At 66.5% G+C, this 25,973-nt stretch carries 22 protein-coding genes; 15 read left to right on the top strand and 7 right to left on the bottom strand.

The genetic code is table 11. The features are described from left to right. Nucleotides 1-3 precede the first annotated feature (3 nt). The 6 genes from CFB34_RS05335 (at nt 4) to CFB34_RS05360 (ending at nt 6,404) form a co-directional block, all read left to right on the top strand. Complete coding sequence (locus tag CFB34_RS05335; protein ID WP_089441521.1) at nt 4-1,050, top strand: amidohydrolase family protein; 1,047 nt, start codon at nt 4-6, stop codon at nt 1,048-1,050. Then, nucleotides 1,047-2,327: an MFS transporter gene (locus CFB34_RS05340; protein ID WP_089441522.1), complete on the top strand. Its 1,281-nt coding sequence runs from the start codon at nt 1,047-1,049 to the stop codon at nt 2,325-2,327. The genes CFB34_RS05335 and CFB34_RS05340 overlap by 4 nt, the downstream gene beginning before the upstream one ends. Continuing rightward, nucleotides 2,324-3,562 (top strand): MFS transporter, encoded by a 1,239-nt coding sequence (locus CFB34_RS05345; protein WP_089441523.1) that lies wholly within the window; start codon nt 2,324-2,326, stop codon nt 3,560-3,562. Before CFB34_RS05340 ends, CFB34_RS05345 begins: the two co-directional genes overlap by 4 nt. Before the next feature lie 11 nt (nt 3,563-3,573). Beyond that, nucleotides 3,574-4,896, top strand: a complete 1,323-nt coding sequence (locus CFB34_RS05350) for an MFS transporter (protein ID WP_089441524.1) — start codon at nt 3,574-3,576, stop codon at nt 4,894-4,896. A 2-nt stretch (nt 4,897-4,898) separates the two neighbouring features. Next, nucleotides 4,899-5,831 (top strand): amidohydrolase family protein, encoded by a 933-nt coding sequence (locus CFB34_RS05355; protein WP_089441525.1) that lies wholly within the window; start codon nt 4,899-4,901, stop codon nt 5,829-5,831. Nucleotides 5,832-6,008: 177 nt separating this feature from the next. Beyond that, nucleotides 6,009-6,404, top strand: coding sequence for a hypothetical protein (locus CFB34_RS05360; protein WP_039350098.1), 396 nt, complete (start codon nt 6,009-6,011; stop codon nt 6,402-6,404). A 145-nt stretch (nt 6,405-6,549) separates the two neighbouring features. Here CFB34_RS05360 and CFB34_RS05365 read toward each other — a convergent pair whose 3' ends face one another. After that, entirely contained in the window at nt 6,550-7,497 is a 948-nt protein-coding gene (locus CFB34_RS05365; RefSeq protein WP_089441601.1) for a GlxA family transcriptional regulator, read from the bottom strand. 314 nt (nt 7,498-7,811) lie between these two features. Between CFB34_RS05365 and CFB34_RS05370 the strand changes: the two genes are divergently transcribed. The 4 genes from CFB34_RS05370 to CFB34_RS05385 all read left to right on the top strand — a co-directional run bounded on the left by CFB34_RS05370 (nt 7,812) and on the right by CFB34_RS05385 (nt 12,733). Then, entirely contained in the window at nt 7,812-8,621 is an 810-nt protein-coding gene (locus CFB34_RS05370) for an SDR family oxidoreductase (protein WP_089441526.1), read from the top strand. Continuing rightward, nucleotides 8,602-9,522 (top strand): type 1 glutamine amidotransferase domain-containing protein, encoded by a 921-nt coding sequence (locus CFB34_RS05375; protein WP_242808570.1) that lies wholly within the window; start codon nt 8,602-8,604, stop codon nt 9,520-9,522. Before CFB34_RS05370 ends, CFB34_RS05375 begins: the two co-directional genes overlap by 20 nt. A gap of 627 nt (nt 9,523-10,149) precedes the next feature. Further along, a complete protein-coding gene (locus tag CFB34_RS05380) occupies nt 10,150-11,340 on the top strand; it encodes a M20 aminoacylase family protein (protein ID WP_089441527.1) in 1,191 nt (396 codons plus the stop codon). A 58-nt stretch (nt 11,341-11,398) separates the two neighbouring features. Then, complete coding sequence (locus CFB34_RS05385) at nt 11,399-12,733, top strand: MFS transporter (RefSeq protein ID WP_089441603.1); 1,335 nt, start codon at nt 11,399-11,401, stop codon at nt 12,731-12,733. 46 nt (nt 12,734-12,779) lie between these two features. Here CFB34_RS05385 and CFB34_RS05390 read toward each other — a convergent pair whose 3' ends face one another. Further along, nucleotides 12,780-13,700 carry a LysR substrate-binding domain-containing protein gene (locus CFB34_RS05390; RefSeq protein ID WP_089428962.1) on the bottom strand — a complete coding sequence of 307 codons (921 nt, stop codon included), beginning with the start codon at nt 13,698-13,700 and terminating at the stop codon, nt 12,780-12,782. A 137-nt stretch (nt 13,701-13,837) separates the two neighbouring features. Between CFB34_RS05390 and CFB34_RS05395 the strand changes: the two genes are divergently transcribed. After that, nucleotides 13,838-14,611 (top strand): transporter substrate-binding domain-containing protein, encoded by a 774-nt coding sequence (locus CFB34_RS05395; protein ID WP_089441604.1) that lies wholly within the window; start codon nt 13,838-13,840, stop codon nt 14,609-14,611. Nucleotides 14,612-14,670: 59 nt separating this feature from the next. Continuing rightward, nucleotides 14,671-15,786, top strand: a complete 1,116-nt coding sequence (locus CFB34_RS05400) for a succinylglutamate desuccinylase/aspartoacylase family protein (RefSeq protein WP_089441528.1) — start codon at nt 14,671-14,673, stop codon at nt 15,784-15,786. Between the two features lie 383 nt (nt 15,787-16,169). Here the strand turns inward: CFB34_RS05400 and CFB34_RS05405 are convergent, their stop codons facing one another. After that, nucleotides 16,170-16,958 (bottom strand): IclR family transcriptional regulator, encoded by a 789-nt coding sequence (locus CFB34_RS05405; RefSeq protein WP_039367952.1) that lies wholly within the window; start codon nt 16,956-16,958, stop codon nt 16,170-16,172. Between the two features lie 228 nt (nt 16,959-17,186). Between CFB34_RS05405 and pcaF the strand changes: the two genes are divergently transcribed. After that, nucleotides 17,187-18,389 carry a 3-oxoadipyl-CoA thiolase gene (gene pcaF, locus CFB34_RS05410; protein ID WP_089441529.1) on the top strand — a complete coding sequence of 401 codons (1,203 nt, stop codon included), beginning with the start codon at nt 17,187-17,189 and terminating at the stop codon, nt 18,387-18,389. Nucleotides 18,390-18,482: 93 nt separating this feature from the next. Here the strand turns inward: pcaF and CFB34_RS05415 are convergent, their stop codons facing one another. The 3 genes from CFB34_RS05415 to CFB34_RS05425 form a co-directional block, all read right to left on the bottom strand. Then, nucleotides 18,483-19,010 carry a DUF523 domain-containing protein gene (locus CFB34_RS05415; protein ID WP_089441530.1) on the bottom strand — a complete coding sequence of 176 codons (528 nt, stop codon included), beginning with the start codon at nt 19,008-19,010 and terminating at the stop codon, nt 18,483-18,485. 82 nt (nt 19,011-19,092) lie between these two features. After that, entirely contained in the window at nt 19,093-19,653 is a 561-nt protein-coding gene (locus CFB34_RS05420) for an N-acetyltransferase (protein ID WP_089441531.1), read from the bottom strand. Next, nucleotides 19,650-20,507 carry a class I SAM-dependent methyltransferase gene (locus CFB34_RS05425; RefSeq protein ID WP_089441532.1) on the bottom strand — a complete coding sequence of 286 codons (858 nt, stop codon included), beginning with the start codon at nt 20,505-20,507 and terminating at the stop codon, nt 19,650-19,652. Before CFB34_RS05425 ends, CFB34_RS05420 begins: the two co-directional genes overlap by 4 nt. Nucleotides 20,508-20,830: 323 nt before the next feature. On the opposite strand from CFB34_RS05425, the gene CFB34_RS05430 reads away from it, so the two are divergent. Beyond that, complete coding sequence (locus CFB34_RS05430) at nt 20,831-22,375, top strand: PAS domain-containing methyl-accepting chemotaxis protein (RefSeq protein ID WP_089441533.1); 1,545 nt, start codon at nt 20,831-20,833, stop codon at nt 22,373-22,375. Between the two features lie 413 nt (nt 22,376-22,788). Beyond that, nucleotides 22,789-24,333 carry a PAS domain-containing methyl-accepting chemotaxis protein gene (locus CFB34_RS05435; RefSeq protein ID WP_089441534.1) on the top strand — a complete coding sequence of 515 codons (1,545 nt, stop codon included), beginning with the start codon at nt 22,789-22,791 and terminating at the stop codon, nt 24,331-24,333. 119 nt (nt 24,334-24,452) lie between these two features. On the opposite strand, the gene gabD is transcribed toward CFB34_RS05435, so the two are convergent. Then, nucleotides 24,453-25,922 carry an NADP-dependent succinate-semialdehyde dehydrogenase gene (gabD, locus tag CFB34_RS05440; protein WP_021156413.1) on the bottom strand — a complete coding sequence of 490 codons (1,470 nt, stop codon included), beginning with the start codon at nt 25,920-25,922 and terminating at the stop codon, nt 24,453-24,455. Between the last annotated feature and the right edge of the window lie 51 nt (nt 25,923-25,973).

Below are 25,973 nucleotides of genomic sequence, written 5' to 3' on the forward strand. Positions count from 1 at the left end.
GCGATGCAGACCGTTCACGCGCCCCATCTGCCCGTCCGGCCCGAGTGGCTCGCCTTGCGCGACGAGCCGGTGCTCGAACCCGAGCTTGCCATCGTCGACGCCCATCACCACCTGTGGGACCGCCAGACCGGTCGCTATCTCGCGGACGAGTTCGGTGCGGACGTGCGCAGCGGACATCGGGTCGTGTCGACGGTCTACGTGCAGTGTCGATCGATGTTGCGTGCAAGCGGGCCCGACGCATTCAAGCCGGTGGGCGAAGTGGCATTCGCGAGCGGCGTCGCCGCGATGTTCGACAGCGGCGCATACGGCCCCACGCGGTGCTGCGAGGCCATCGTCGGCGGCGCCGACCTGTCGCTCGGCGCGGAGCTCGATGCGGTGCTCGACACGATGCTGCAGGTGTCCGGCGGGCGACTGCGAGGAATTCGCAATCCGCTCGCGTGGCATGCGAGCGCCGACGTGCGATCGAGCCCGGTGACGCCGCCGCGCGACCGGATGTCGGATCCGGCTTTCCGGCGGGGTGTGGCGACGCTCGGCCGCTATGGGCTGTCGCTCGACGCGTGGGTCTATCACACGCAGCTCGACGACCTGTACGAACTCGCGCGCGCATGCGAGCACGTCACCGTCGTCATCGACCATTTCGGCGGTCCGCTCGGCGTGGGTCCGCATGCCGGCCAACGCGAGGAAGTCCATGCGCAATGGACACGGCAACTCGCGCGTCTCGCCGCGCTGCCGAACACGCGCATGAAGCTCGGTGGCGCGGGCATGAGTGTATTCGGCTTCGACTTCGCCACGCGCGACCTGCCGCCGTCGTCGCAGGAACTGGCGGCCGCGTGGCAGCCGTATTTCGACACCTGCGTTGACCTCTTCGGCGTCGAACGCTGCATGTTCGAGAGCAACTTCCCCGTCGACAAGGGGATGTTCGGCTATCGCGTGCTGTGGAACGCCTTCAAACGACTCGCGTCCGCGATGTCGGCCGATGAAAAGGCCGCGCTGTTCAGCCGGACGGCCGCATCGACGTATCGCGTCGCGATTCCCGGAGACAACCGATGAAGACGAGTGCAACCGTGGCCACGCAGGACATCGATTCCGCAGCCGCGGAGAAAGGGTTCACGCGCGTGACCGGTATCGAGTGGCGTTCGCTGTCGCTCGCGGGGCTCGGCTGGACGTTCGAGAGCTACGATTCGTTCCTGCTGTCGCTGCTGCTGCCGACGCTCGCGCTGCAGTTCGGGCTGAGCAAGGCGCAGCTCGGCATGTTCACGAGCGTCACGGCGGCCGGACAGATCGTCGGCGGCATTCTGTTCGGCTTCGTGTCGGACCGGATCGGGCGCGTGCGCACCGCGCTGCTCTGCGTCGGCATCTACTCGCTGTTCTCCGGCCTGATCGCATTTGCGCCCGATGCGCATTCGTTCGCCGCGCTGCGCTTTTTCGGCGCGCTCGGCATGGGCGGAACCTGGACTGCCGGCGCGGCGCTCGTCGCGGAAACCTGGCATCCGAGCCGGCGCGGCAAGGGCGGCGCGCTGATGCAGATGGGCTTGCCGATCGGCGCGATTCTCGCGATCGCGATCTCGGGCATCGTCGGCGCCGCGCATGGCGGATTGGCCGGCGACAGCTGGCGTGTGCTGTTCCTGATCGGCGCATCGCCGTTCTTCATTCTGTTCTGGGTCGCGCGCAAGACGCCGGAATCGCCGATCTGGCTCGAACGCAGGCACGCGAAGTCGCAGGCCCGCACGCTCGACACGGCAAGCCGCGAGAAGCTGAACGTGCGCGGCCTGCTCACCGCTTTCTGCTTCATCTTCTTTCTGCAGTACCTGTACTGGGGCGTATTCACGTGGACGCCGACGTTCCTCATCACGGTAAAGCACCTCGACTTCGTGCATAGCCTGAAGTTCGTGCTGGCGCTGCAGTTCGGCGCGATCACCGGATTCCTGCTGTTCTCGGCATGGGTCGACCGGCTCGGCCGGCGGCCGATGTTCCTGGCCTACCTGCTGGTCGGTGCGGTGGCCGTCGGCGTGTATATCGTGTCGGCGAATCCGTTGCTGCTGATGGCCGCGATCTTTCTGACCGGCTTCAGCGTGAACGGCATCTTCGCGGGTGCCGGTCCGTTCCTCGCGGAGATCATCGGCAATACGGCCTCACGCGGGTTCTTCATGGGCCTCGCGTACAACGGCGGCCGGCTCGGCGGTTTCATCGCGCCGTTGGTCATCGGTTCGCTGGCGTCGACGTCGGGCGGCTTCGTGCTCGGACTCGCGACGACGATCGTCGCGTTCGTCGCCGCGGCCGCGGTCGTGCTGGTCGCGCCCGAAACGCGTGGGAAGGCGCTGTCATGAACGTGGCAACGCAAGCGGGATGGGTGAACAGGCTGTTTCCCGCATTGACCGAGGCGTCGCTGCGGCGCTACCTGAGCGGGCAGGTCGCATCGGTGCTCGGCAGCTGGACGCAGAACGTCACGCTGAACCTGCTGATCTATCACCTGTCCGGCTCGGCGGCGATCCTCGCGCTGCTCAACTTCCTGCTGTACGGGCCGCAGTTGATCGTCGCGCCGGTGGCGGGCTCACGCATCGGCTCGGCCAACGCGCGACGCGTGACGCTATGCGTGCTGACGACGTCGCTGCTGCTGACGAGCAGCCTCTTCACGTTGTCGCTGCTCGGCCTGCTCGGCGTGAAGCTGATCCTCGCGCATGCGCTGGCGATCGGCGTGTCGAGCGCGGTGGAAACGCCGGCGCGGCAGGTGCTGCTGCTGACGAGCCTTCAGGATGCGACCCACACCTCCAACGCGGTCGCGATGAACACGATGGTCTACAACGTCGGGCGCATGGTCGGCCCGACCATCGCCGGCTTCGTCTATCCGACGCTGGGCCCCAGGACGTCGTTTGCGATCTATGCGCTCGCGCTGTGCTTCATGGCGGCATGCGTGCGGTCGATCCGGACTGCGGCGGCGGACCGCCCGTCGCGCGCGGACAGCGGCCTGCGCGACGCGGTCGGCTACGTGCTGTCCGATGCGTTTTCGGCCCGCTATCTGCCGATTCTCGCGTGCATCGGCCTGTTCGCCGGCAGCTACCAGACACTGGTGCCGCTGCTCGCGGACCAGGGCTTTCACGACGCCGCGCGCTTTACCGGCGTGTTCTTCGCGTGCGCCGGCGCCGGCTCGTTGAGCGCGGCCGTGCTGCTGTCGTCGGCGTTCGGGCCGCGCGCGTCGCACCGGTTCATCGCGTATGCGCCGTGGACGGCGGTCGGCGCGCTGGCCGTGCTGGCCGCGACGACCGATGCGGCGGGATCGATCCCCGCGTTCTATGCACTCGGCTTCAGCCTCACGTTCGCGGCCACGTCGACGAACGCGACCATTCAGCGCCAGTGTCCGGATCACGTGCGCGGCGGGCTCGTCGGGATGTACGGCATGGCCTACAACGGCACGATGCCGTTCGGTTATCTGCTCGTCGGCAGCGCATCCGAGGCGCTCGGCGTGCGACACACCTTCGCCGCCATGGCCGCCGTGCTCGCGTGCGGCGTCATCGCGGTCATCGCGTGGCAACGGTTCACAGGAACGCGCTCAGGCGCACAATAAACGGAGACAACATGCAAACCGGTTTCATGGACGCGTCCGCGATCGAGCGCCGGACCATACGGAAGGTCGTTTGGCGGCTCATTCCCTTTTTGATGATCTGCTACCTGCTTGCTTTCATCGACCGGGGCAACGTGGGGATGGCGTCGCTGCAGATGAACCATGACCTCGGGATGTCGGCGCAGGTGTTCGGGTTCGGCAGCAGCCTGTTCTTCATTTCGTACTTCTTTTGCGAAGTGCCGAGCAATCTCGCACTGCAGAAATACGGCGCGCGAATCTGGATCGCGCGAATCATGATCACGTGGGGCATCGTGTCGGCGGCGACCGCGCTCGTGCACAACGCGACGACGTTCTACGTGCTGCGTTTCCTGCTGGGTGCGGCCGAGGCCGGCTTTTTCCCCGGCGTGCTGCTTTATCTGTCGTACTGGATTCCCGCGCAGTATCGTGCGCGGATCGTCGCGACGTTCATGGTCGCGATTCCGGCCGCGAGCTTCATCGGCTCGCCGATCTCCGCGCTGCTGTTGCAGATGGACGGCGTGTGGGGCCTGCGCGGATGGCACTGGCTGTTCATCCTCGAAGGCGTTCCGACCGTGCTGCTCGGCATCGCGTGCCTGTTCGTGCTGACGAACAAGCCGGACGACGCGAGGTGGCTCGACGACGACGAGCGCGCATGGCTCACGACCGCGCTGGCCGCCGGCCACAAGACGCGCAAGAAGGTGCCGTCGCTACCGCTCACGCAGCTGTTCCGCAATCGCTACGTGCTGTGCCTCGCGCTCGTCGACACGTGCGCTTCCGCGGCAGGCAGCACGCTGTCCGTGTGGCAACCGCAGTTGCTGAAGTCGTTCGGCTTGAGCGTCATGGAGACCGGCCTGCTGAATTCGGTGCCTTACGCGATGGCGTCCGTCCTGATGGTCTACTGGGGCCGTCGCTCGGACCGCGTCGGCGAACGGCGCTGGCACACGGTCGTGCCGATGCTGCTGATCGGCGTGGGCCTGTTCGCGACGTCGCTGAGCGGATCGCTGCTGCCGACGGTCTGCATGCTCTGCGCGGTGCTGGTCGGCGCGTATTCGTTCAAGGGCCCGTTCTGGGCGCTTGCGACCGACATGCTGTCCAACAGCACCGTGGCGGCGGGGCTCGCGACGGTCAACGCGATCGCGAACCTGCTCGGCGGCGGGCTGATGGTGAACGTGTACGGGTGGGTGAAGGCGGCGACGGGCAGCTACGCGCTCGCGTTGATGCCGCTCGCGATCCTCACGCTCGTGAGCGTCGCGACGCTGCTGATGCTTACGCGCAATCATGCGTCGGGCAAGCTGGTCGGCAAGACGGGGACCATCTGATCATGGCGCGCATCGCGAGACGCGAATTCCTCCGGATCGCCGGCGCGACGCTGGCTTCGGCTGCATTGCCGAGGCTGGCCGCGGCCGACGAAACGTGGTCGAGCGGCATCGGGCGGCCGGCATTCCGGCTGCCCGACGGGGCGATCGACTGCCACATGCACATCTACGACGACCGGTTCCCGGTCGCGCCGGGCACGACGCTGCGCCCGCCGAATGCGACCGTCGCGCAATACCAGGGCGTGCAGACGCGGACCGGCGTGAAGCGTAACGTGGTCGTGACGCCGTCGACGTACGGGACGGACAACCGCTGCACGCTGGCGGCGCTCGCGCAGTTCGGCGACGACGCGCGCGGCGTGGCCGTCGTCGACGGCACCGTGAGCGACGACGAACTTCTGGCGCTCGATCGCGGCGGCGTCCGTGCGATCCGGTTCAACCTGAGCTATCCGGGCGCGACGACGCTCGACATGCTGGCGCCGCTCGCCGCGCGCATCGCGAACCTCGGCTGGCATATCGAGCTGGTGGTGCAGGGCGCGCGGCTGCCGGAGCTCGAGCGTCATCTTGCGGTGCTGCCGTGTCCGCTCGTCATCGACCATATCGCGCACGTGCCGCAGCCCGGCGGGCTCTCGTCGGCCGCGTTTCGCACCGCGCAACGCCTCGTCGACAAGGGCCATACGTGGATCACGTTGTCGGGGCCGTACGTCGACAGCAAGACGGGCGCGCCTGCCTACGACGACGTCGCGCCGGTCGCGAAGGCGCTGATCGACATGGCGCCGGAGCGCATGCTGTGGGGCACCGACTGGCCGCACCCGACGCAGAAGACGGACAAGCCGGACGATGCAAGCTTGCTGGACGTGATCGCCGGCTGGATCGGGCGTGCGGACTGGCAGCAACGGATATTCGTCACGAACCCGGCGAAGCTGTACGGATTTGCATAGCGCGGGGAGGATGTCGCGAGACGCTTCCGCGAACAGGTGTCGTTTTTGAACCCATGTCCGGAATCATTGCTTATTCGACATGGTGAGGGTGGTGAGCCGGGTGCCAGAATCGGCTGACGGTATCTGGACAGGCCGATGCCGCGCGCGTTCGATCAATCACCCGGAATCCTGAATACCATGCCTTATCTGCAACTGGACGTGAACGACCACTATTCGGTGGAAACCAAGCAGTCGCTCGCCGCCAAAATGAGCGAGACCTATGCGCGGATGATGTCGGTCGATATTCGGCGTATCAGCGTCGCGATCCGCGAGCTGGGTCAAGGCGGTGTCTGGCGTATCGCCGAGGCCGGCGAAGCGCCTGTCCCGGTCGCCGTGATGATGCTGGATATCCGACGGGGCCGCCCGCCCGGGCAGCGCATGGAGGTGGCGCAGGCACTTTGCGCGCATTGCGTGGAGATTCTCGGCTTGCGTGAGGATCGGCTCAATGTCGAATTCACGCAGCATTCCGGCGATGAAATGTACCACCCGGCGCTTGGCGGCTATAGCCCGGAGTGGGCGCCCGGCGAGCAGTAGATTTTCCGCCTGGACAGGGTGCTGCTTGCAGCCCTGGCACTTCATCGACGCAGAACCGCTCGTCATTCGCGATGGACGAAGCGAGCGCTCACGGTTTGGGCAAGCCGGACTGCGCGTACCTGCCGGCCTATGGATTCAACACGTCCTAATTCGTGAGCGGCGCAACGCCGGAGGCGCGCTGGATGGTCTGCGGGGGTTGCCCGAACGCGCGCAGAAATGCCTGGCGCATGCGCTCGCGGTCGCCGAAGCCGGTTTCTCTCGCAATGATTTCGATCGGGTGGCGCGACGTTTCCATCATCAGGCGAGCGGCTTCGACGCGCAGCCGCTCAACCGCCTTGGCGGGGGATTGCCCCGTCTCCTCCCGGAACACGCGGCTGAACTGGCGTGGGCTCAAACGTGCCGCCTCTGCCAGGCGTTCCACCGACAGATTGCTCGCCAGGTTTTCGCTCGCGTAGGTCAGCGCCATTTGCACGCGGTCCGATCGCGCGTTCAGTTCCAGCAAGGTCGAGAATTGCGACTGACCACCGCCGCGCCGTTGGTATAGCACGAGCTTGCGCGCGACCATGCGCGCCGTTTCCAGCCCGAAATCGCTTTCGACGATCGCGAGGGCGAGATCCACCCCGGCACTCATGCCGGCCGACGTCCAGACCTGGCCGTCTACGACGAAGATGCGATCTTCGTCGAGCTGCACGTTCGGATATTGCTTCTTGAAGTCCCGCGCGTGATACCAGTGCGTCGTGGCCCGTTTCCCGTCGAGGAGCCCGGCGGCCGCGAGGACGAAGGCTCCCGTACATATCGACGCAATGCGCCGCGAGTGGACGGGCGCGCGATGCAGGAAGTCCACCAGCGTCGCCGATGGAAGCCGGCATTCGTTGTCGCCGGCGACGATCAGCGTGTCATATCCCTCTTTGGCCAGCGGTTCGGTGTTGACCGAAAAGCCCTGCGACGACACGACCGCGCCGCCGTGCTCGGACACGATCCGGAACTGGTACACCTCCTCGCCGCGCAGCAGGTTCGCGTACTCGAACACGCTCGCCACCGCGAGCGCGAGCGACTGGAAATTTGGGTAAACAACGAGCCCCACGGTGTGCATGACGTCCGCCATGTATGTGTCCTGATCAATTGAATCTAGCATAAAACGGACATCGTCACGGGCTGCGGCCGCGTGTCATTGGATGGCATTGCGCGCGGTCGTCTTCAGGAGGCAAGACGCCGGGCGGAGCTAGCTACGGAACCGATTTTGGGTAATCGGGCGCCTGTCTCAAAGGACGAATCCGCAAGGTTTTCGGTCAGCGCGCGGATGGCATGAATCATTGCATATATGACATTGAGGATGAGTTCAGTCGAAGCCAGAATTCTTTCCACGAACCGACACCCGGTCGGCTCAATTCACGGAAAGGAAAAATCATGACCACTTCCACGAAAGGCACCGCGCTGATCACCGGCGCATCGGCTGGCATCGGTGCGATTTACGCAGACCGCCTTGCGAAACGCGGCTACGACCTCGTCCTGGTAGCGCGTAACCAGGACCGTCTGAACACGCTCGCGCGCCGCCTCATGGCCGAAACCGGCCGCTCGGTCGAGACCGTCGCCGCCGATCTGAACGACAAGGCCGCGCTCGCGAAGATCGAAGGCATCCTGCGCGAGAACAGCAACATCACGATGCTGGTGAACAACGCGGGCATCGGCTCGGTCGCGTCGATTCTCAACGGCGACGTCGACGCGATGGAGTCGATGATCAATCTGAATATCACCGCGCTCACGCGCCTGACTTACGCCGTCGCACCGGTGTTCGCCAGCAAGGGCACGGGCACCATCATCAACATCAGCTCGGTCGTTGGTATCGCGGTCGAACTGCTCAATGGCGTGTACAGCGCATCGAAGTCGTATGTGCTGAGTTTCGGTCACACCCTTCAGCGCGACCTGGCGGACAAGGGCGTGCGCGTGCAGACCGTGCTGCCTGCGGCGACGGCGACCGAGTTCTGGGATGTGGCCGGCTACGCGAAGCAGAAGGAGGCCGCCAGCACGATGACGGCCGACGACCTGGTGGATGCCGCGCTCGCGGGCCTCGACCAGGGCGAGCTCGTGACGATCCCGACGCTGCACGACGGCGACGGCTGGACGCAATGGGAAGCGGCCCGCCGCGCACTCACTCCCCAATTCGCCAACGCCAAGGCCGCTCCGCGCTACATGGCGGATGCCGGGACCGGCGCTTGAACCGGCTCACTTATTTTTTCGGAAGGGATTGATGATGAACATCCTCAAGATCGGTGCTGCCGTACTTGCCACGGCGACCGCGTTCGCATTGCCGGTGGGCGCGTCGGCGCAATCGCGCGGCAAGGTGCTGGTTGTCATGTCGAGCGCTCACGAGCTCGATTTGCGCGACGGCAAGAAATATTCGACGGGTTATTACCTCAACGAATTCGTCGTTCCATACCGCAAGCTTGTCGAGGCTGGCTACGAGCCGGTGATCGCCAATCCGAACGGCGACATGCCGATGATGGACGCGAATTCGAACAACAAGCTGTTTTTCGGTGGCGATGATGCAGCGCGCGCGGATGCACTGAAGTACGCGCAAGGCATCGCGCAACTGAAGCATCCGAAGACGCTGGCCTCCGTTGTCGCGGAGGGGGCCGGCGGTTATGTCGGCCTGTTTATCCCGGGTGGCCATGCGCCGATGGTCGACCTGCTCAAGGACCGGAATCTTGGCAAGATCCTGGTCAGCTTCCACGACAGCGGGCGCCCCACCGGGATCATCTGTCACGGGCCGATCGTGTTGCTGTCCACGGTGCGCGACCCGAATGCCTTCGTCGCATCGATGGCCGCCAACGACGGTAACGCGAATTCCTTGGCGGCTGGCTGGCCGTATGCCGGTTACCGGATGACTGTCTTCTCGACGGGCGAGGAGCAGCAGCTCGAAGGTCCGCACGGGCTGGGCGGCAACGTGCAGTTCTATCCGGTGAACGCGTTGGCTGAAGCCGGCGCTCACGTCGACACGGTGGCGAACTGGCACAGCAACGTGGTCGTCGATCGCGAACTGATCACGGGGCAGCAGCCGATGTCGGCACCGGAATTCGGCGACGTCCTCGTGGCGAAACTGAAGGCCCGTACGAACTGAGTTCGTCAGCGATGGCAGCGGCCGGCCGTGTCGCGCCCGGCCGCTCCGACTTCGTTGCCGATGACCGGGCGGCCATGACGATTCGACATGGACCGGGCAAAGCGCGGTATTTAATTTGGGTGCGAAGTATCCGGCGCGGCGGGAAGGGGCGCTCGACCGCACGATTATGCGATCAACTGCGCCAGGAGTGCCAGTTGGCGGTCATGCTGCGCTTGACGACGGAAGTCCGGCTCACGCGTTCGGCCACGTGCAGCTCGCGCTGACGATGCTGGTGGTCGACAGAAGCGGAAAATCCTGAAGCGGTACGTGGGACCACCGGCTTTCGCCAAGCCCGATGACGTTATCGGGCAGGCGTTGAATAAGCGCCGCAATGGAATCTGCGCCAGCATTGCAGTGCCCGCCCGGTGCTCGGTGCCGAAATGGCGTACTCGATCCTCAGGGGCACCTCGGGAAATACCGATCGCGTCGAAAGCGACAGCCTCCCCATCACATAGTACTAACCCTGATTAAAAACACTTATCACGGTGAAAAATTCCGCATCTTATTGAACCGATATCGGCTCGCTATAGTGGCTCGCTTTCCCGTACGCACCCGTTGCATGCGCAGACAAACAGCCGGAGCCCCTTGATGCCCACCGATACCCGCTTCACCGAAGTCGAGGATCTGTTGCCCGCCGCCGGCGGGTTGCGCGAGATCCGTCACCACATCCATCACCACCCCGAACTCGCGTACGAGGAGCACGACACGGCCGCGCTCGTCGCCGAGAAGCTCGAACGGTGGGGCTGGCAGGTGACGCGCGGGGTCGGCAAGACGGGCGTGGTCGGCACGCTGCGCGTGGGCGACGGCACGCGCAGCATCGGCATTCGCGCCGACATGGATGCGCTGCCGATCATCGAGGCGACGGGGCTGCCCTATGCGAGCGGCACGCACGGCAAGATGCACGCGTGCGGCCACGACGGCCACACGACGATGCTGCTCGGCGCCGCGCAGCACCTCGCGAAAACCCGCAACTTCTCCGGCACCGTGCACCTGTATTTCCAGCCGGCGGAAGAGCATGGCGTCGACAGCGGCGCGAAGAAGATGATCGACGACGGCCTGTTCGAGCGCTTCCCGTGCGACGCGGTGTTCGGCATGCACAACCATCCGGGCGCGGCACCCGGCGTGTTCCTCACGCGGCGCGGCCCGTTCATGTCGGCCGGCGACAAGGCGATCATCACGATCGAAGGCGTCGGCGGCCACGCGGCCCGGCCGCACCTGACGGTCGATCCGGTGGTCGTCGCGGCGAGCATCGTGATGGCGCTGCAGACGATCGTCGCGCGCAACGTCGACCCCGCGCAGCCGGCGGTCGTCACGGTCGGCTCGATGCATGCGGGCACCGCGAACAACGTGATCCCGAACGGCGCGCGCCTTGAACTCAGCGTGCGCTCGTTCAGCCCCGACGTGCGCGCGCTGCTCAAGCGTCGCATCATCGAGCTGGCCGAAACGCAGGCCGCGAGCTACGGCGCAACCGCGCACGTCGAATACATCGAAGGCTATCCGGTCGTCGTCAATTCGGATGCCGAAACGGATTTCGCCGCGCAGGTGGCGCGCGAACTCGTCGGCGACGCGCACGTGGTCGAGCAGACCGACCTGTTGATGGGCAGCGAGGATTTCGCGTTCATGCTGCAGCAGCGGCCGGGTTCGTTCGTGCGGCTCGGCAACGGCGAAGGCGAGGACGGCTGCATGGTGCACAACCCGAAATACGACTTCAACGATCGCAACCTGCCGATCGGTGCGGCGTACTGGACGCGTCTCGTGGAGCGTTACCTGGGGCAGTGATGCCGGCGGCGGCGCGAGCGGCCGGCGCTTCCGGCTGCATTGAGAGGAGACGATGACGATGCAGAAAGACCATCTCGCGCTGCACCACGCATCGACGGCGGCGGCCGAAGCCAGTCCCGCGCCCGGCGCGCCGGCCGTCACGCGGCGCGGTGCGATCGCCGCGGCCGTGATCGGCAACTGGCTCGAATTCTTCGATTTCACCGTGTACGGCTTCTTCGCGGTGCTGATCGGCAAGCTGTTCTTCCCGTCGAGCGACCCGACCACGTCGCTGCTGCTGTCGGTCGCGACGTTCGCCGCCGGCTTCTTCACGCGGCCGCTCGGCAGCGTCGTGCTCGGCGTCTATGCGGACCGCAAGGGGCGCAAGGCCGCGCTGAACCTGACGATCATGCTGATGGCGCTCGGCACGGGCCTGATCGCGATCGCGCCGACGTATGCGCAGGTCGGCGTGGCCGCGCCGCTGCTGGTCGTGTTCGCGCGGCTGCTGCAGGGCTTCTCGCAGGGCGGCGAATTCGGCGCGGCGACGTCGACGCTGCTCGAACAGGGCGGCACGTCGCGCCGTGCGTTCCGCGCGAGCTGGCAGCTCGCGACGCAGGGCGGGGCCGCGCTGATGGGCTCGGGTTTCGCGGCGCTGCTGTCGAACACGATGACGAAGGATGCGCTGGAAGGCTGGGGCTGGCGGTTACCGTTTCTCGTCGGCGTGCTGATCGCGCCGGTCGGGATGTTCTTGCGTCGGCGGCTCGCGGACGACGCGCCCGGCGACCGCCATCACGGCATCGAACGCGGCGTGCTGCACGAGCTGTTCTCGAAGCACACGCGCACGGTGGTGCTGCTGATGCTCACGGTGATGGGCGGCACGGTGTCGACCTACATCCTGACGTTCTACATGCCGACCTACGCGATCCACACGCTCGGCCTGCCGATGAAGCTGTCGATGTTCGTCGGCGTCGCGTCGGGCTGCGTGATGCTGGCCACGTGCCCGCTGTTCGGCTGGCTGTCGGACACGCTCGGCAGCCGGCGCCTGCCGATCTTCGTCGGCCGCGGCGTGCTGGTCGCGTTGCTGTTCCCGGCGTTCTGGCTGATGAATCATCACCCGACGCTGTCGGTGATCCTGCCGCTGACCGCGCTGATGCTGCTGTTCTATTCGCTCGGCTCGGCGTCGGAAATGGCGCTGATGTGCGAGTCGCTGCCGCGCCACGTGCGCGCGACCGGCATCTCGATCGCGTATGCGCTCGCGGTGACGATCTTCGGCGGCACCGCGCAGCTGATCGCGACCTGGCTCGTGAAGACGACCGGCAGCAAGCTCGCGCCGGCCGGCTACGTGGCCGCCTGCGTGGTGCTGTCGTTGATTGCGGTGGCGATGCTGCGCGAGACGGCACGGGATTCGATCGACTGATACGCGTCGCAGCACGGCACGACGGGCGGCGAGCGGCGATACGCGCTTACCGCCCGCGCACCACCCTCAGATACGACGCGAGCATCGTCGCGAGTTCCTGCGCGGCCGGCGTCAGCGGCACGGCCGCGCGCTGCAGCAGGCAGATGTCCTGCGATTCGGCCTGCTCGCGTACGGGCACCTTCGCGAGCGCGCCGGCAAACGGCCCGTGCCGCGTCACGGCTTCGGTTTCGAGCGACAGGCAATCGGTCTGCGTGACGAGCTGCAGCGTCTCGAACATTCCTTCGACGGTGGCGAGGATCTTCGGCGGCGGCAGGCCGTGCACGTCGAAGTACGCGAGCAGCCGGTTGACGACGGGGTCCGCGCTCAGGTTCGGCGAGCGCGTCGACACCCACGCGTAGTCGGCCAGCTCGGCGAGCGATTGCGCATGCATCGCCGGATGCCCGTTGCGGCACACGACCACCGGCGCGGATGCGCGCAGCGGCGTAACCGCGAGATCGGTCGTGTCGGTCTGCTTCGCGACCAGCGCGATCGCGAAATCGACGGCGCTTTCCCGCAGCCAGCCGATCATCATCCGCGACGTGCCGGTGCGCAGGTGGACGTCGACCTTGTCGAAGCGCGCGCGGAACGCGCTCAGCACCGGCGCGAACGCGTCGATCAGCGGTTCGGCCACGAGGCCGAGCGTGACGGTGCCTTCGTACGCGCCGCTCAGTTGGCGGATTTCCCGCTCGACCTGCTCGCATTCGCCGAGGATCGAACCGGAGCGCGCGAGCAGCCGCTGGCCGACGGCCGTCGGCACGATCCCGCGATTGGTGCGCGTGAACAGCGTCGCGCCGAGCGTTGCCTCGAGGCTCTGCAGCTGCTGCGTGACGCCGCTCTGCGCGAGATCGAGCGCGCGTGCGGCGGCGCGCAGGCTGCCGTGCTCGACGACGGCCTGGAAGATGCGGAGCTGGGAGAGCGTGAACGCCATGGGCAAGCGCGGGGCCGGTGATCGGGAAAAGTGATCATGATAAGGCAGCGGGCGATTCCGGCGGCGGCGCGTGCGCACTACGATCGCAGGCAGTCCGGCTCGTGCCGTTTGCCCACATCGTCCCGCCTTCGTCGACCATGAAACGTCCCTTCCTGCCGCTCGTTTCCCTATGCCTTGCGCTCGCGGCCGGTTCCGCGCACGCACTCGATGCGCGCGCCGTGCGCCTCGGTATCGACCCGACCTATCCGCCGATGGATTCGAAGGCGCCCGACGGCAGCCTGAAGGGCTTCGACGTCGATCTCGGCAACGAGATCTGCCGTCGCGCGCAGTTGCATTGCCAGTGGGTCGAGCTCGAATTCTCCGGAATGATTCCCGCGCTGCAGGCGCGCAAGATCGACGCGATCCTGTCGTCGATGGCAATCACCGAGAAGCGCGAGAAGCAGATCCTGTTCTCGTCGAAGCTGTTCCGCTTCAAGTCGCGGCTCGTCGCGCGGCCCGGCAGCGGCGTCGACAGCACGACCGCGTCGCTTGCGGGCAAGCGCGTCGGCGTGCAGTCGGGCACGCAGTTCGAATCGTGGGCGCTCGCGCACTGGGCGCCGGCCGGCGTCAGCGTGGTGCCGTACAAGAGCCAGGACGACGTGTTCGCCGATCTCGTCAACGGCCGCCTCGACGCGGCGCTGCTGGGCACCGTGGAAGCCGACTACGGCTTCCTGCGCACGCCGAAGGGCAACGGTTTCGCGTTCGTCGGTGCGCCGCTCGACATGGGCGATCGCGGCGTGGGCATCGGCATGCGGCAGTCGGATACGGCGCTCAAGGCGTCGATCGACGGCGCGATCGCGTCGATGCTGAAGGACGGCACGTACGACCGGATCGCGAAGAAGTATTTCGACTTCAACCCGTACGGCGATTGAGCGCCGGGCGACCTCGGCGTTCACCCGTTTCTTCGTTTTCATTTCGTTCGAGACCATCGATGCAGATTCGCACCACGCCGCTCCTGTCGCCGTCGATCGGCACGCAGCGCACGCTGACGAGCTTTCATTTCGGGCCGGCCGATACCGGCCGCAAGATCTACCTGCAGGCCGCGCTGCACGCGGACGAGACGCCCGCGATGCTCGCGGCGTTCGTGCTGAAGCAGCGTCTCGCGCAGCTCGATGCCGACGGCCGGCTCGCAGCCGAGATCGTGCTCGTGCCGGTCGCCAATCCGGTCGGTCTCAATCATCATCTGCTCGGGCAGTTCATCGGCCGTTTCGATCTCGCGAGCGGCCGCAACTTCAATCGCGGCTTCCTGCCGCTCGCGGAGATCGCCGCGCGTGCGCGCGACCGGCTCGGCGACGACGGCGAGCGCAATCGCGCGATCGTGCGCGAATGCGTCGGCGCGGCGCTCGCCGAGATCGCGCCGCGCACGGAGTTCGATGCGCTGCAGCTCGCGCTGCTGAAGCTGTCGCTCGATGCCGAGGTGGTGATCGACCTGCATTGTTCGCTCGAAGCGGTGATGCATGTGTACACGAGCGATACCGCCTGGCCGGAAGTCGAGCCGCTCGCGCGTTATCTCGGCGCGGAGGTATCGCTGCTCGCCGAGGATTCGGGCGGGCACGCGTTCGACGATGCGCATCACCTGCTGTGGTCGCAATTGCGGCAGCACTTGCCGGCGGGCACACCGATGGCGGCCGGCACCGTGGCCGTGACGGTCGAGTGTCGCGGCCAGCGCGACGTGACGTACGACTATGCGGAACGCGATGCCGATGCGCTCGTCGACTATCTCGTCTGGCGCGGTGCGGTGCAGGGCGAACCCAAGCCGCTGCCGCCGCTCGCCGCGCCGGCCACGCCGCTCGCAGGCAGCGAGCAGTTCCATGCGCCGGTGAGCGGGATACTCGTGCACCGCGCGGCGATCGGCGCGACGATCCGCGCCGGCGATCCGCTGTTCGATATCGTCGATCCGCTGACGGACGCGATCACGACGATTTCGAGCGGCACCGACGGCGTGTTCTACATGCGCCGCGCGATTCGGTTCGTCACGGCCGGCGCACCGCTCGGCCGCGTGACGGGCACGGTGCCGGTGCGCAAGGGGATGTTGCTCGGCGCGTGAGCGGCGCAGTGTCCTACCCGTGTGCGACGCGGTTTCGTTCTTGTCAAATTGACCGCGGTTCCGTGCGTCACTAAATTGTGCGGCACGGAGTTCGCTCCGTGTTCCGTGAGAAGAACGTTGTAACCAAGTGGAGTTGATACGGGCAGCCCTGGGCTGCCCGTTTTTTTGCGGTGCGCCTACGGCAACGCGCTGTGGCGAAGGTCGTGAAACAGGTCGTAGACGAGCGTGCATGCTGTTCGGCAGCGATGTCAATTCGCCAGACAGTGTCTGGCGAATCTTCCCCGGCACTGGTACGCCCGAGGCGACTCGACGAACTGGCGCAGTGCTTCACGCTGCCGTGGTCGGCCTATGTGCGGCTGCTGTCGGTCAAGGACGACCAGGCCTCACCCCCGCCGCGCCACCAGCTCCGACACCGTCTGCGCGGCCTGCTGCAGCGGCCCGAGAAACTCCTTCACCATCTGCTTCGCGGTATGCCGCTGCGCGTTGCCGCTGATGTTCATCGCCGCGATGATCTGCCCGCGCCGGTTGCGGATCGGCGCGGATAACGACATCAGCCCCACTTCGAGCTCCTGGTCGACCACCGCCCAGCCCTGCTGGCGCACCTGCGCAATCGCCGCCTTCAGTTCGCCGAGGTCGGTGATCGTGCGCGGCGTATGCGCGCGGATGCCGCTTTGCGCGAGCGTCTCGTCGAGCTCGGCGTCGTCGAGCGCGGACAGCAGCACACGGCCCATCGACGTGCAGTACGCGGGCAGCCGGCTGCCGATCGACAGGTTGATCGTCATGATCTTGCGGGTCGGCACGCGCAGCACGTAGACGATCTCGGTGCGGTCGAGCACGGCCGCCGAGCAGCTTTCGTGGATCTGCGCGGACAGCTGTTCCATCACGGGATCGGCGAGATTCCAGAACGGCATCGACGTCAGGTACGCGAAACCGAGTTCGAGGATCTTCGGCGTGAGCCGGAACAGCCGGCCGTCGGCCTCGACGTAGCCGAGCGTCTGCAGCGTGAGCAGGATCCGACGCGCGCCCGCGCGCGTGAGCCCGGTGGCCGACGCGACCTCGGTGAGCGTCTGCTCCGGGCGCGCCGCGTCGAACGCGCGGATCACCGCAAGGCCGCGCGCGAACGACTGGACATAGGAGTCGCCGGGTTTCGTCTGAGTGTCTTCGGTTGTCATGAGCGCCTGGAATATCGTGCAGCCGAGAAGATAGCGCATGGGGCCCGGCACGCCAACCGCGCGGCGGACCGCGCGCTTGACAGGTCGTCCCCGCACTCCCTATGATGCGTTGAACGTTCGATACACGATCTTATGTTCGTATATAGAACATTTAAGCGCATCCCGACGGGCAATGCAAGGGGCGCGCCCTGTTCATTCCCCCAGCCTGTCCTGGGACCGGAGACACTGATGACCGAAGCTTTTCTGTGTGATGCGATCCGTACGCCGATCGGGCGTTACGGCGGTGCACTGTCCGGCGTGCGCGCCGACGATCTGGGCGCGGTGCCGCTCAAGGCGCTCGTCGAGCGCAACCGCGACGTCGACTGGACGGCGATCGACGACGTGATCTACGGCTGCGCGAACCAGGCCGGCGAGGACAACCGCAACGTCGCGCGCATGTCGGCGCTGCTCGCAGGGCTGCCGCAGGGCGTGCCCGGTTCGACGATCAACCGCCTGTGCGGTTCCGGGATGGATGCGGTCGGCGTGGCCGCGCGTGCGATCAAGTCCGGCGAGGCCGCGCTGATGGTCGCGGGCGGCGTCGAGAGCATGACGCGCGCGCCGTTCGTGATGGGCAAGGCCGCGAGCGCATTCGCGCGCCAGGCCGACATCTACGATACGACGATCGGCTGGCGCTTCGTGAATCCGCTGATGAAACAGCTGCACGGCGTCGATTCGATGCCGGAGACGGCCGAGAACGTCGCGGTCGACTACGACATCAGCCGCGCCGACCAGGACCTGTTCGCGCTGCGCAGCCAGCAGAAGGCCGCGCGCGCGCAGCAGGACGGCACGCTCGCCGAGGAAATCGTCGCGGTCACGATTGCGCAGAAGAAGGGCGATCCGCTGGTCGTGTCGCGCGACGAGCATCCGCGCGAGACGTCGCTCGAAACGCTGGCGAAGCTGAAGGGCGTCGTGCGCCCGGACGGCTCGGTGACGGCCGGCAATGCGTCGGGCGTCAACGACGGCGCCGCCGCGCTGCTGCTCGCGAACGAGGAAACCGCGAAGCGCTTCGGCCTGACGCCGCGCGCACGCGTGCTCGGGATCGCGACGGCCGGCGTCGCGCCGCGCGTGATGGGCATCGGCCCCGCGCCGGCCACGCAGAAGCTGCTCGCCCGGCTCGGGATGACGATCGACCAGTTCGACGTGATCGAGCTGAACGAGGCATTCGCGTCGCAAGGTCTCGCGGTGCTGCGCATGCTCGGCGTGGCCGACGACGATCCGCGCGTGAACCCGAATGGCGGCGCGATCGCACTGGGCCATCCGCTCGGCGCGTCGGGCGCGCGTCTCGTGACCACCGCGATGTATCAGCTGCATCGCACGAACGGCCGCTTTGCGCTGTGCACGATGTGTATCGGCGTCGGCCAGGGCATCGCGATCGCGATCGAGCGCGTCTGACCTGCGTCACACGGCGAAGCGGCAGCGGCACGCGCCGCTTCGTCCTATTCGAATCGATGCGCGGCACGAGGGTTCTCGTGCCGCGCATCGTCGTTAACCGGCCTGCGACAACTGCTTGAGGCGCGCATCGAGCGCGTCGATCTCGGTGTCCGCGAACACTTCGATGCCATGCTCGCGCAGCAACGCCGCCGTGACACCGGCACCCGCGTGCCGCCGATTCTCGAAACTCCCGTCATAAATGAACGTGCTGCCGCACGACGGACTGCCGTCGGCGAGGATCGCGAAGCGGCAATCATGCGCGCGCGCAAGGGCCAGCGCGGTGTGCGCGCCGGATACGAACGGCGCCGTCACGTCCGTTCCATTCACGTCGACGATACGCGCGGCGCCTGCCAGCACCCGCTGCCCCGATTCGCCGCCGGCGATTTCGGCGGGCGGGCGCGGCACACTGAAGCCGCCGGCCAGTTCGGGGCAGACGGGCACGAGACGCCCTTCGCGCTGCCACCGTTCGAGCGCCTCATGTGCGGCGGTCTTGGCCGAGCCGTTGTAACGGACCGGATGACCGATCACGCACAGGCTGACGAGGATCTTCGGCATGGCTTGCGGCTGCGCTTCGTTCTGCAATTTCGCTCTCCGTGATGCGGCGATAGCCGATGGCGGCCATGGCAAAGCGGGAAATTCCACGCTTCACCCGCGCGCCGGTGCGTCAGGCCGTCGGTCCTTCCAGATGAATGTCCTCCGGCTCGAGCGCGTACAGCGCCGGGTCGGGCGACGCGCTGACCGTGAAGCCGAGCCGCAGGTAGAAGTCGATCGTGTTCCGCGACGGCGTCGCGGACACATACAGGCGCGCAGCGCCCATCGCGCGTGCCTGCTCGCGGGCCGCGCGGTAGAGCTGCTGGCCGAGCCCGCAGCCGCGCCAGTCGTGGCTCACGTGCAGGAACTTCAACTGCAGCATGTCGCCGTGCGGGCCGAGCGGCTGGCTGTCGACGAAGACCGCCGCGACGAGCCGCGCGCCGTCGAACATGCCGAGACACCAGCCGCCACGATCGTGGCAGTCGAGCAGGATCGGCGTGTAGTGGTCGGCTTCGCCGTCGGGCCAGCCTGCGACGTCATAAAAATCGGGAACGAGATGCAGCGCGCCATCGCGCAGCACGTACAGGTGCTCGATGATCTCGCGCCGGTCGATGGTCCACACGAGCGGCACGTCGTCGCGCGTGAGCAGGCGGGCGGACAGTGCGTCGCGTTCGGCGGCGGTGCGGCGCGTCATGCGGCCTCCCGGTGCGGGGCGATCGCATACATCAGCGGCAGGCGCGGCATGTGATCGGGCGGCACCATCCGGCGGCCGTCCAGCTCGCGCATGCCGTCGAAGCCCTTCCAGCCGTTCGCGTACGGATATTCGGTCAGGCGGTCGATCGCGAGCCCGGCCGATACGAGCGCGTTCACGACTTCGCCGATACCCCACATGAACTCGTAGCTTGGATGCGGGTTCGCGAAATCGACGACGCCCGGATGGTCGTGCTGCGCGCCGAGGCCCGTGCCGGATGCGGCAACGTAATCGCCGACGCCTGCCGGCTCCTCGGTCGCATCGCCTTTGAAATAGTCGTAGTGCGGCTTCCAGTGTTCGTCGAAATACAGCGCGAACGGATGGAATTCGACCATCGCGAAACGGCCGCCGGGCGCGAGCAGCGCGGCGATCCCGCGGGCCCACGCGTTCAGGTCGGACAGCCAGCAGATCGCGCCGTACGACGTGAACACGCGATCGAAGCGTTCGCCGCGCGCGGCGGCCTCGGGCATCCAGTCGAGCACGTCGGCGCGCTCGAAGCGTGCGGGCAGGCCCGCGTCGGCCGACAGTTGCCGTGCGAAGGCGATCGCTTCGTCGGAGATGTCGACGCCCGTCGCGTCCGCGCCGTCGCGCACGAGGCTCAGCGTGTCCTGCCCCGCGTTGCACTGCAGGTGCAGCAGCCGCAGCCCGCTGACGTCGCCGAGCAGTTCGCGTTCTTCCGGGAAGAGCGTCGAGCCGCCTGCGCGGAAAAATGCGGCCTGATCGCCTTTATGACTGTTATGCGCGACTGTCGCCGTATTCCAGGACAGCCGATTCAGTTCGTGCAATGCCTTTTTCATCGAATTCGAATACCGATTGAATGGAGCAGGATAGACGGAATCGTTTCGCCGCGTGCAACGGCCGGCGGCGTCGGCGTGCCGTGCGGCCAGGCGGGGCGGTGCGGCGTGACATGTGGATGAACACGCGCAGCGAATATTGCCGGATTATTTGATCGAAATCATGGCGACCGCCGAATTGAATATTTTATGCGATAAAAGGGTAAGGTTTTTCCCCAATATGCCGACAGTAAGTGAAGACCGTCGTAAAGCGATAAACCGTTTTTCGGCTACTGAGCGTGAAGTCAGCGCGACGCGGACGTCAGATCCGCTTTTCGGAGCCTTGCATGCGCAACAACCAGCCCGTTACCCACCAGGAATTCGATTTTCCCGACGACGTCACGCTGATGTCGACGACCGACGCAGACAGCATCATCACGTACGCCAACACGACGTTCGCGCAGGTGAGCGGCTTCACGAACGAGGAACTCGTCGGCCAGCCGCACAACGCGGTGCGCCACCCGGACATGCCGCGCGAAGCGTTTGCCGACATGTGGGCGACGCTCAGGCGCGGCGAGCCCTGGACCGCGCTGGTGAAGAACCGCCGCAAGAACGGCGACCACTACTGGGTGCGTGCGAACGCGATTCCGGTGATGCGAAACGGTGAGCCGCAAGGCTACATGTCGGTGCGGACGAAGGCGCCGCACGACGAGTCCGCGGCCGCCGACGCGCTGTATCGCGCGTTCCGCGAAGGCAAGGCCGGCCAGCGCCGGTTTCACAAGGGGCTGGTGATCCGTACGGGGCTGCTGCGCATCGCGTCGCTGTCGCAGACGATGTCGGTGCGCGCGCGCGTGCACTCGGCGCTGTGCGTGCTCGCGCCGGTGGTCGTTGGCGCGGGCTGGGCATGCGGGCTGGCGGGCGGCGGGCTCGCGGCATTTGCCGGCGTGACGGTCGGCGTGGCGGCGGCGGCCGGCCTGTGGCTCGATGCGCAGATCGTGCGTCCGCTGAAGCGACTGCACGACCAGGCGCTGAACGTCGCGACCGGCGAAAGCCGGCGCGGCGTGCGGATGAACCGTGTCGACGAGATCGGCATGACGCTGCGCACGATCAACCAGCTCGGGCTGATGTTCCGCTGGCTCGTCGACGACGTCAGCGAGCAGGTTCACAACGTGCAGCGCGCGAGCAACGAGATCGCGCAGGGCAACAACGACCTGAGCGCGCGCACCGAGCAGGCGGCGTCGAGCGTGCAGGAGACGGCCGCGTCGATGGCCGAGATGACGGCGACCGTCGACAGCAACGCGGAGACCGCGCTGCAGGCGAACCGGCTCGCGATGTCGGCTAGCGAGGCGGCGGGGCGCGGCGGGCAGGCGGTGGGCGAGGTTGTCACGACGATGAGCGACATCACGGCCAGCTCGCGCAAGATCGCCGACATCATCGGCGTGATCGACGGCATCGCGTTCCAGACCAACATTCTTGCGCTGAACGCGGCGGTGGAAGCGGCACGCGCGGGTGAACAGGGGCGCGGCTTCGCGGTGGTCGCGGGTGAAGTGCGGGCACTCGCGCAGCGCAGCGCGAATGCGGCGAAGGAGATCAAGACGCTGATCGGCGCGAGCGTCGAGCGGGTCGAATCGGGCGCGCGCCGCGTGGACGAGGCGGGCAAGACGATGGAGGATATCGTCGCGCAGGTAAAGCGCGTGTCGGATTTGATCGCGGAGATCAGCTCGTCGACGGCCGAGCAGAGCACGGGGGTTGCGCAGGTCGATCAGGCGGTCGTGCACCTGGACAACATCACGCAGCAGAACGCGGCGCTGGTCGAGCAGAGCACGGCGGCGTCGGAGAGCCTGAAGCAGCAAGCGACGCGGCTGGTGGATGCGGTGAACGTGTTCCGGTGATCGTCGGGGCGCGCACGTGACGTGCGCGCCAAATCAAACCATCCGGGTTGACGCGCGCAATGCGCGTTCAGGTTTTTCGATTCATTGAAAATGCGGAAAACGAGAAATATTCGTATTCAAGATTTCACGTTTTTGATTTGGATCAATTCAGGCGAATTACGTTAAATCGTCAGATGAATATCCACCAAACCGTTGCCAGTCATGGTGTTTAGTTTCATCCATAAACAATGTTTTCGGTAAAAACAAGATAATGCTTTTCTAATGCATATTTTCCCGAATACACCATAATGTTTTCGTGGAATTTGCCGAAAGCGCAGGGGTAAGACCAACGTGCATGCGGACAGGCCGTCATGCGCGGCGTCTCGAATCAATCGACAAGCGGACGCAAGATCCGTTACCCGGAGCCCCACACCATGCGCAACAACCAGCCCGTCACGCAACGCGAATTCGATTTTCCCGATGACGCGACCCTGATGTCGACCACCGACGCGAACAGCTACATCACCTACGCGAACGCGGCCTTCATCCAGGTCAGCGGATTTTCCCCCGAAGAGATCGAAGGCCAGCCGCACAACGTCGTGCGCCACCCGGACATGCCGAAGGAGGCGTTCGCCGACATGTGGGCGACGCTCAAGGGCGGCGAGCCGTGGACCGCGCTCGTGAAGAACCGCCGCAAGAACGGCGACCACTACTGGGTGCGCGCGAATGCGATTCCGGTGATGCGTAACGGCCAGCCGAAGGGCTACATGTCGGTGCGCACGAAGGCGACGCGCGACGAGATCGCGGCTGCGGAGGCGCTCTACAAGGAATTCCGTGAAGGGCACGCCGGCAACCGGCATTTTCACAAGGGGCTGATCGTCCGCAAGGGCGTGGCCGGATTCACGTCGCTGTTCCAGACGATGTCGGTGCGCGCGCGGCTCCATGCGTCGCTGTGCGTGCTCGCGCCGGTCGTGGTGGCTGGCGGCTGGGCGTGCGGGCTGGCCGGCGGCGGGCTCGCGGCATTTGCCGGTGTGACGGCCGGCGCGGCGGCTGCCGCGGGGCTGTGGCTCGATGCACAGATTGCGCGCCCGCTGATGCAGTTGCGCGACGAGGCGCTGCGCGTGGCGACCGGCGAAAGCCGCAGCGGCGTGCGGATGAATCGCGTCGACGAAATCGGGATGACGCTGCGCACGATCAACCAGCTCGGCCTGATGTTCCGCTGGCTCGTCGACGACGTCAGCGAACAGGTGTTGAACGTGCAGCGCGCGAGCAACGAGATCGCGCAGGGCAACAACGACCTGAGCGCGCGCACCGAGCAGGCGTCGACGAGCGTGCAGCAGACGGCCGCGTCGATGGCCGAGATGACGGCGACCGTGTCGAGCAATGCGGAGACGGCGCTGCAGGCGAACCAGTTGTCGGTATCGGCGAGCGACGCGGCCGAGCGCGGCGGGCAGGCGGTGAGCGAGGTGGTCGCGACGATGAACGACATCACGGCCAGCTCGCGGAAGATCTCGGACATCATCGGCGTGATCGACGGCATCGCGTTCCAGACCAACATCCTTGCGCTGAACGCCGCGGTGGAGGCGGCGCGGGCCGGCGATCAGGGGCGCGGTTTCGCGGTGGTTGCGGGTGAGGTGCGGGCGCTTGCGCAACGCAGCGCGAATGCGGCGAAGGAGATCAAGACGCTGATCGGTGCGAGTGTCGAGCGGGTCGAATCGGGCGCACGGATCGTCGATGGCGCGGGCAAGACGATGGAAGACATCGTCACGCAGGTGAAGCGCGTGTCGGATTTGATCGCGGAGATCAGCTCGTCAACGGCCGAGCAGAGCACGGGGGTTGCGCAGGTCGACCAGGCGGTGGTGCATCTGGACAACATCACGCAGCAGAACGCGGCGCTGGTCGAGCAGAGCACGGCGGCGTCGGAGAGCCTGAAGCAGCAGGCGACGCGACTGGTGGAGGCGGTTAACGTGTTTCGGTGATGAGCGGTGGAAGAAGTGACGCGGGCACGACGGAGAGAGAGGGACGCCGGCCCGCGTCGGACCGCCCGGTTCCGGCCGGGCGGTCAGGGCCTGTCGCCGAAGCGCCAGGCCCTGAACCGTCAGACGGCGAGGCAGAGGTACTTGATCACGACATAGTCGTCGATGCCGTAGTGCGAGCCTTCGCGGCCGAGGCCCGACTGCTTCACGCCACCGAACGGCGCGACTTCGTTCGAGATCAGGCCCGTGTTCACGCCGACCATCCCGTATTCGAGCGCTTCCGCCACCTTCCACACGCGGCCGATGTCGCGGCTGTAGAAGTACGCGGCAAGGCCGAACTCGGTGTCGTTCGCGAGGCGGATCACTTCGTCGTCGCTGCCGAACTTGAACAGCGGTGCGAGCGGCCCGAACGTCTCTTCCTTCGCGACCTTCATCGCCGGCGTGACACCCGTCAGCACGGTCGGCTCGAAGAAGCCGTGGCCAAGCGCGTGGCGCTTGCCGCCCGTCACGACGGTCGCACCCTTCGCGAGCGCGTCCTCGATGTGCGCCTCGACCTTCAGCACGGCGGCTTCGTTGATCAGCGGACCTTGCGTGACGCCCGGCTCCGTGCCGCGGCCCACCTTCAGCTGGCCGACGGCTGCCGCGAGCTTCTGCGCGAACTGGTCGTACACGGCTTCATGCACGTAGAAGCGGTTCGTGCACACGCAGGTCTGGCCGCTGTTGCGGTACTTCGATGCAATCGCGCCCTGCACGGCCGCATCGAGGTCGGCGTCGTCGAACACGATGAACGGTGCGTTGCCGCCGAGCTCCAGCGACACTTTCTTGACCGTCGCCGCGCATTGCGACATCAGCAGGCGGCCCACCGGCGTCGAGCCGGTGAACGACAGCTTGCGCACGATCGGGTTCGACGTCAGCTCGCCGCCGATCGCCTTCGGGTCGCCCGTGACGACGCTGAACACGCCGGCCGGCACGCCCGCGCGCTCGGCCAGCACGGCCATCGCGAGTGCGGAGAACGGCGTCGCCTCGGCCGGCTTCACGACGATCGGGCAGCCTGCGGCAAGCGCCGGGCCGACCTTGCGCGTGATCATCGCCGCCGGGAAGTTCCACGGCGTGATCGCCGCGCACACGCCGATCGCTTCCTTCGTCACGACGATGCGCTTGTCGCTCGCCGGCGTCGGGATCGTGTCGCCGTACACGCGCTTGCCTTCTTCCGCGAACCACTCGAGGAACGAGGCGGCATAGCCGATCTCGCCCTTCGCTTCGGCCAGCGACTTGCCTTGTTCGGTCGTGAGGATCAGCGCGAGGTCGTCGGCGTTTTCCATCATCAGGTCGTGCCACTTGCGCAGGACGACCGCACGCTCCTTCGCGGTCTTCTTGCGCCACGCCGGCCAGGCGGCGTTCGCGGCTTCGATCGCGTGACGCGTCTCGGCCGTGCCCATCGCCGGCACCGTGCCGAGCAGGCCGCCCGTCGCCGGGTTGCGGACTTCGAACGTCTCGCCGTTCGTCGCGCCTTGCCATTCGCCGTTGACGTACGCCTGCTGGCGGAACAGCGACGGGTCTTTCAGTGCCAGGGTTTCCTGAACCGTGCTCATATGAATCACCTGCTTCGAAAAGGACGGATGAAACGGCCGCCGCCGTCATGA

The organism is Burkholderia sp. HI4860, from assembly GCF_002223045.2.
Taxonomy (GTDB): Bacteria; Pseudomonadota; Gammaproteobacteria; order Burkholderiales; family Burkholderiaceae; genus Burkholderia.

What these genes read in the sequence shown, in the direction of transcription:
- CFB34_RS05400 (WP_089441528.1), top strand. Translation starts at nt 14,671, where the DNA reads ATGCAGATTCGCACCACGCCGCTCCTGTCGCCGTCGATCGGCACGCAG.
- CFB34_RS05345 (WP_089441523.1), top strand. Translation starts at nt 2,324, where the DNA reads ATGAACGTGGCAACGCAAGCGGGATGGGTGAACAGGCTGTTTCCCGCA.
- CFB34_RS05365 (WP_089441601.1), bottom strand. Translation starts at nt 7,497, where the DNA reads ATGCACACCGTGGGGCTCGTTGTTTACCCAAATTTCCAGTCGCTCGCG.
- CFB34_RS05375 (WP_242808570.1), top strand. Translation starts at nt 8,602, where the DNA reads ATGCCGGGACCGGCGCTTGAACCGGCTCACTTATTTTTTCGGAAGGGA.
- CFB34_RS05435 (WP_089441534.1), top strand. Translation starts at nt 22,789, where the DNA reads ATGCGCAACAACCAGCCCGTCACGCAACGCGAATTCGATTTTCCCGAT.
- CFB34_RS05395 (WP_089441604.1), top strand. Translation starts at nt 13,838, where the DNA reads ATGAAACGTCCCTTCCTGCCGCTCGTTTCCCTATGCCTTGCGCTCGCG.
- CFB34_RS05380 (WP_089441527.1), top strand. Translation starts at nt 10,150, where the DNA reads ATGCCCACCGATACCCGCTTCACCGAAGTCGAGGATCTGTTGCCCGCC.
- CFB34_RS05360 (WP_039350098.1), top strand. Translation starts at nt 6,009, where the DNA reads ATGCCTTATCTGCAACTGGACGTGAACGACCACTATTCGGTGGAAACC.
- CFB34_RS05350 (WP_089441524.1), top strand. Translation starts at nt 3,574, where the DNA reads ATGCAAACCGGTTTCATGGACGCGTCCGCGATCGAGCGCCGGACCATA.
- CFB34_RS05385 (WP_089441603.1), top strand. Translation starts at nt 11,399, where the DNA reads ATGCAGAAAGACCATCTCGCGCTGCACCACGCATCGACGGCGGCGGCC.
- CFB34_RS05370 (WP_089441526.1), top strand. Translation starts at nt 7,812, where the DNA reads ATGACCACTTCCACGAAAGGCACCGCGCTGATCACCGGCGCATCGGCT.
- pcaF (WP_089441529.1), top strand. Translation starts at nt 17,187, where the DNA reads ATGACCGAAGCTTTTCTGTGTGATGCGATCCGTACGCCGATCGGGCGT.
- gabD (WP_021156413.1), bottom strand. Translation starts at nt 25,922, where the DNA reads ATGAGCACGGTTCAGGAAACCCTGGCACTGAAAGACCCGTCGCTGTTC.
- CFB34_RS05430 (WP_089441533.1), top strand. Translation starts at nt 20,831, where the DNA reads ATGCGCAACAACCAGCCCGTTACCCACCAGGAATTCGATTTTCCCGAC.
- CFB34_RS05335 (WP_089441521.1), top strand. Translation starts at nt 4, where the DNA reads ATGCAGACCGTTCACGCGCCCCATCTGCCCGTCCGGCCCGAGTGGCTC.
- CFB34_RS05425 (WP_089441532.1), bottom strand. Translation starts at nt 20,507, where the DNA reads ATGAAAAAGGCATTGCACGAACTGAATCGGCTGTCCTGGAATACGGCG.
- CFB34_RS05355 (WP_089441525.1), top strand. Translation starts at nt 4,899, where the DNA reads ATGGCGCGCATCGCGAGACGCGAATTCCTCCGGATCGCCGGCGCGACG.
- CFB34_RS05390 (WP_089428962.1), bottom strand. Translation starts at nt 13,700, where the DNA reads ATGGCGTTCACGCTCTCCCAGCTCCGCATCTTCCAGGCCGTCGTCGAG.
- CFB34_RS05420 (WP_089441531.1), bottom strand. Translation starts at nt 19,653, where the DNA reads ATGACGCGCCGCACCGCCGCCGAACGCGACGCACTGTCCGCCCGCCTG.
- CFB34_RS05340 (WP_089441522.1), top strand. Translation starts at nt 1,047, where the DNA reads ATGAAGACGAGTGCAACCGTGGCCACGCAGGACATCGATTCCGCAGCC.
- CFB34_RS05405 (WP_039367952.1), bottom strand. Translation starts at nt 16,958, where the DNA reads ATGACAACCGAAGACACTCAGACGAAACCCGGCGACTCCTATGTCCAG.